The 5,223-nt window shown below is 62.5% G+C and carries 4 protein-coding genes and 1 pseudogene; 2 read left to right on the top strand and 3 right to left on the bottom strand.

Annotated features, from left to right (window positions below; translation table 11 throughout):
* Positions 1 to 27: 27 nt before the first annotated feature.
* Genes lolE through AAC083_RS03295 form a run of 3 tightly spaced genes read right to left on the bottom strand, consistent with a single transcriptional unit; the run spans position 28 to position 3,246 of the window.
* The gene (lolE, locus tag AAC083_RS03305; protein ID WP_042037409.1) at positions 28 to 1,269 is read right to left on the bottom strand and encodes a lipoprotein-releasing ABC transporter permease subunit LolE; all 1,242 of its coding nucleotides are present in this window, start codon (positions 1,267 to 1,269) and stop codon (positions 28 to 30) included.
* A complete protein-coding gene (lolD, locus tag AAC083_RS03300; RefSeq protein WP_042037408.1) occupies positions 1,269 to 1,967 on the bottom strand; it encodes a lipoprotein-releasing ABC transporter ATP-binding protein LolD in 699 nt (232 codons plus the stop codon). Before lolD ends, lolE begins: the two co-directional genes overlap by 1 nt.
* 43 nt (positions 1,968 to 2,010) lie before the next feature.
* On the bottom strand, positions 2,011 to 3,246 hold the full coding sequence (locus AAC083_RS03295) for a lipoprotein-releasing ABC transporter permease subunit (protein ID WP_108537995.1): 1,236 nt from the start codon (positions 3,244 to 3,246) through the stop codon (positions 2,011 to 2,013).
* A gap of 76 nt (positions 3,247 to 3,322) precedes the next feature.
* Here AAC083_RS03295 and AAC083_RS03290 point away from each other — a divergent pair, with 76 nt between their 5' ends.
* Positions 3,323 to 3,898 carry a PilZ domain-containing protein gene (locus tag AAC083_RS03290; protein WP_108537994.1) on the top strand — a complete coding sequence of 192 codons (576 nt, stop codon included), beginning with the start codon at positions 3,323 to 3,325 and terminating at the stop codon, positions 3,896 to 3,898.
* Positions 3,899 to 3,907: 9 nt separating this feature from the next.
* Positions 3,908 to 5,223: pseudogene (locus AAC083_RS03285) on the top strand (transcription-repair coupling factor); the annotation flags it as partial.

Raw genomic sequence — 5,223 nt, 5'->3', positions numbered from 1 at the left:
CTTTATCGGCGGCTCAGATGCCGCGCATCAGTGACCCAGCTCGCGGGATGGCACCAGTCCGCTCGCCCGCCAGGCAGGGTAAAGCGTCGCCAACAGGCTCATCAGTATGGCCGCTCCGGTCACGATCAGCAGATCCTGCAGATGCAATTCGGTGGGCAGGAAGTCGATGAAGTAGATGTCAGGGTTGAGGAACCGGTGGCCGATCACCCCTTCAATGAAGCTCAGGATCTGGGTCAGCTTGCTGGAGAGCAGGCCGCCGAGCAGGGCACCGAGCAGCGCCCCCATCACACCGTTTACCATGCCCTGAATGACGAAGGTGAGCCGGATCTGCCCTGGGCTCGCCCCCATGGTCTTCAAGATGGCAATTTCGCTGCGCTTCTCGTTCACCGCCATCACCAGGGTGGAGACGATGTTGAAGCAGGCCACCGCCACCACCATCAGCATCACCACGTACATGACGGTACGCACCATCTGGATGTCCTGATAGAGATACCCCTGGCGGCTCATCCAGCTACTGATGTAGACGTAGTGCGGGAATTTCTGGGCGGCGGCCACCGTGATGGACTGCGCCTTGAGCACGTTCGTGACTTTGAGGCTGAAGCCCTCCACCGCACTCCCCATGCCGGTGATGGCCTGGGCATCGGCCAGGTGCATAAAGCCGAGCACACCGTCTAATTGGCCGCCGATCTCGAGCAATCCCACCACCTTGAGGGATTCCCGTTTCGGGTTCTTGATGGCGGACGCATCGCCCGCCTGGGGCAGCAAGAGCGCGACCGTATCCCCGATGGTGACCCCCAGCTTGTCGGCGATGGTCTTGCCAAGAATGAGCCCGTGCTCACCCGCCTGCAACTCGCGCAGACCGCGCCCCGTCATGTATTTGCCCGCTTCGGACAAATTGGCTTCGAGCTCGGGCAGCACGGCGCGTACCTGCAATCCCTTGAGGGCATTGCCGTGCTCCAGCAGCCCATCAAGCCGGATAACGGGCGCGGCGGCTTCCACGCCGGGCTGGGCCAGCAGGTAGTCGCGCAACGTGGGCCAGTCGGGCAGCGGCGCCTCCATCCCCATCAGCTCGCCGTGAGGCACCACTGAGAGCACCCTGTCTTTCAGCTCCCGCTCGAACCCGTTCATGGCAGACAAACCCAGAATGAGCGCCATCACGCCCAGGGCGATGCCGATGAGGGAGGAGGCGGAAATAAAGGCGATGAAGCCGTTGCGACGACGGGAGCGGCTGTAACGCAGGCCCAGAAAGAGGGGCAGCGGTTTGAACATCAGGCAACCTCCGCCATGATGCCGCTCACCAGGGTCACCCGCCGATGGAGCTTGGCAGCCAGGCTGAGATCATGGGTGACCACCACAAACGCCGTGCCCAGCTCGCGGTTGAGCTCGCACAAGAGCTCGTAGACGGCGGTGGCACTGGCGTGATCCAGGTTACCGGTGGGCTCGTCCGCCAGCACCAGGCTCGGCTCATTGACCAGGGCACGGGCGATGGCCACCCGTTGGCGTTCGCCACCGGAGAGCTCGGAGGGTCTGTGATGGAGGCGATGGGAGAGCCCCACCCGCCCCAGCATGCGAGTCGCCTTGTCGGTGGCACTGGCCACCGACTCGCCGGCGATCAGCAACGGCATGGCGGTGTTCTCCAGTGCGGTGAACTCGGCGAGCAGGTGGTGGAACTGGTAGACGAACCCCAGCTCCTGGTTGCGGAATTTGGCCTGGGTGCGACTGTCCCAATGATGGATATCCTGCCCCTTGAACAGCACGGCGCCGCTCGACGGATTGTCCAGCGCCCCCATCAGGTGCAGCAGGGTGGTCTTGCCCGAGCCCGAGCTGCCCACCACCGCCAGCATTTCGCCGGGGGCGACGGACAAGTCGATTCCCTTGAGCACCTGGGTCTCCAGCTCGCCCTCTTTATAGACATGATTCAGTGCCTGACAACGCAGCAGAGGTTCACAGGAGAAGGGGTCATTCATAAACGGGGCTCCACTAACGCCGGATGTAACAATAGAAGATGAATTATTCATAACGCAGCGCCTCGGCCGGTTTCACCCGCGCCGCACGGGCCGCAGGATAGAGGGTGGCGCTGAAGCTGAGCAGCACGGCCCCCAGCAAGATGGTGATGACCTGGGCCGGCTCCACGATCACCGGCAGGCCGCTGCCACCGGCCGTCATGTAGAGGTTGAGCCCCACCGCATTGAGCAGGGGGTTAAGACCCAGAGAGAGGCCGAGCCCGACCAGACCACCGAGCAGGGCACCAATCACACCGCTGGAGGCGCCGAGCACCATGAATATCTTGACGATACCAGACTCGTTCATACCCATGGTGCGCAAAATGGCCACCTCCCCCTCCTTGTCGGTGACCACCATCACCAGGGCAGAGAGGATGTTGAAGGTGGCGACCGCGATGATCAACACCAGCATTAGCCCCATCATACGCTTCTCCATGGCAACCGCCTGGAACAGATCGCCGCGTTCGCGGCGCCAGTCCTGCCACTCCAGTCCATCCGGCAGCGTCGTCTTTATCACCTGGTCGGCGGCGAAGGGGTCATTCAGCCAGAGTCGAATGCCGCCGACGGTTTCTGTCGGCAGGCGCAGCAGGCGCTGGGCATCCCCCAGCGCGATCAGCGCGACCTGGCTGTCCACGTCGGCACCCACCCCGAAGATCCCGGATACGGTAAACAGCCGCTGGGCCGGCACCCGGCCAAAGGGGGTGAAACGGGTACCTTCGGTCAGGATCAGACGAACCTGATCGCCCATGGAGACCTGGAGGCGATTAGCCACCCCCTGCCCCAGCACTATGTGATATTCACCGCGCTGCAGACTGTCGAGGCGTCCCATCTGCATCTGGGCGTGCAGTATGTCCTCCTTTGGCCACAGGGCCGGGTCTATGCCCTGCACGCTGACACCTGTGAGCTGACCCGGGCTCTGCAACATGCCTTCGCTGTCGAGCATGGGGGCGCTGGCGATCACATGGGGCAAGTTGGCCAGATCGGGTAAACCTGCGGGCTGGGCGTCGATACGGCCAGCCTGATTGGTCACCACCACATGGGGGATCACCCCCAGGATGCGCCCCTTGAGCTGCCCCTCGAAGCCGTTCATCACAGAGATGACCACCATCAGGGCCGCAACCCCGATGGCGATACCAAAGGTGGAAAACAGGGAGATGAATGAAACGAAGCGGTTACTGCGTCGTGAGCCTGCGTAACGAAGGCCAATGGCCAGCGACAGTGGCTGAAAAAGTCCAGTCTTCAAGGATATCTACGTTGCCAACAAAATAAGATACCGGATAATAAAGGGAAACCGTCTATGACAACAAGGGATAGCCTCCATGCAGGAACAGTTCTTCAGCGTCACCCATGCCACCCCGGTCAATGTGATCCCCATGCCCGGTGACTTTCATCTGCCGACGCTGGAGGCACTGGAAGCCGAACTGCCCGAACCCTTTCGCATCGCCTCCTCCATCACCTCCATCGACATAGTGACCAGTCGCCTGATGCGCAACCAGAACGAGTCGATGCACGACCTGGTGGAGATAGTCAATCAGCAGTCCCGCAAGATCGACATGATCATGGGCTATGTGCTGTCGGTGCAGGATCACCCCGAGCATCGCTTCCACACGCTGCGCTTTAGCGCCGGCCAGCTCACTTACCTGCATCCGCACCAGGGCCATGGCGAGCCGCCGCACCTGCACCAGATAGTGCGGCTCAAGATATTCCTGCGGGAAGAGGCCTCTGCCATTTACTGTTATGCCCAGGTCAAGCAGCTGGAACCGAGCGAACACGGCATCCACGTGCTGCTCGACTATGTGAGGATCCGCGAGGATGACCGCGAACTGCTGGTGCGTGCCAGCCTGCATGTGCAATCCAAGCAACTCAAACTTCGTGCTCAAGACCGCCAACGTTAAAAGAATCGAATGATGCCAATGAAGCTTCCCGCCTTGCCCGCCAAGGCGGGCCAAAAATTAACGCTCGGCCAGTTGACAGGCAGCAGCCTCTCGCTGGTTGCCGCCCGCCTCACCCAGGAGGCCAACCGCCCCGTCCTGCTGGTGACCGCCGATACCCCGAGTGCCCTGCGCCTCGAGCAGGAGCTTCAGTTCCTGTTGGCAGAGCAGGGCTCGCCTGTGCTGATGTTCCCGGACTGGGAGACGCTGCCCTACGACACCTTCTCCCCCCATCAGGACATTATTTCCCAGCGCCTCGAGACCCTCTACAAGCTGCCGCAGATGAGCAACGGCGTGCTGATCGTGCCCATCTCCACCCTGATGCTGCGCTGTGCCCCCCGGGCCTATCTCGACAAGTACAGCCTGATGGTGAAGGCCGGCCAGCGTCTCAACCTGCAACAGTTGCGGGGGCGCCTGGCCGAAGCCGGCTACGTGGCGGTGGAGCAGGTGCTGGAGCACGGAGAATTTGCCGCCCGTGGCTCACTGCTCGACTTGTTCCCCATGGGCAGCCGCAGCCCCTATCGCATCGACTTCTTCGATGACGAGGTGGACTCCATACGCCCGTTCGATCCCGAGACCCAGCGATCCAGCGAGCCCGTCAAAACGGTCAGCCTGCTGCCGGCACGGGAGTTTCCCACCGACGAGGCGGCCATCGAGCTGTTCCGCGGCCAATTTCGTGAACAGTTCGAGCTGTCGCGCGCCGAGGGCTCCGTCTATCAGGAGGTGAGCAAGGGGCGCTGGCCCGCGGGCATCGAATACTATCTGCCGCTCTTCTTCAACCAGACGGCCAGCCTGTTCGATTATCTGCCGGACAACACCTTGCTGCTCACAGTGGGGGAGATCTATCCCGCGGCCCAGCGGTTCTGGAATGACATAGGCCAGCGCTATGAGGACAGACGTTGGGACAACACCCGCCCGCTGCTGCCCCCTCAACAGATCTACCTGCCGGTGGAGCAGCTGTTTGCAGCGCTCGGCCACTATGGCGCCGTACGGTTGCAGGAGGCTGCCACCGACGGCGGAGCCGGCCAGTGGGATCTCCCCATCGCCCCCCTGCCTGAGCTGCAGCTCGATCACAGCAAGGAGCAACCCATGCTGGCGCTGGGCCAGTTCCTGGACAGCTTCACGGGCCGCACCCTGTTTGCGGTGGAATCCGAAGGGCGACGCGAGGTGCTCGGCGATCTGCTGGCGCGCATCGCCCTGCAGCCCAAGGAGTTCTCCTCCCTCGAGGCCTTCATGGCGAGCAAGGCGCGCCACGGCCTGCTGGTGGCGCCGCTGGAGCGGGGCTTCCT

The sequence above is a fragment of the Aeromonas sp. HMWF014 genome, assembly GCF_963878295.1.
GTDB classification, from domain to species: Bacteria; Pseudomonadota; Gammaproteobacteria; order Enterobacterales; family Aeromonadaceae; genus Aeromonas; species Aeromonas popoffii.
Note: the sequence above shows the minus strand (reverse complement) of the source record. Positions and strands in the feature narration are given on the sequence as shown.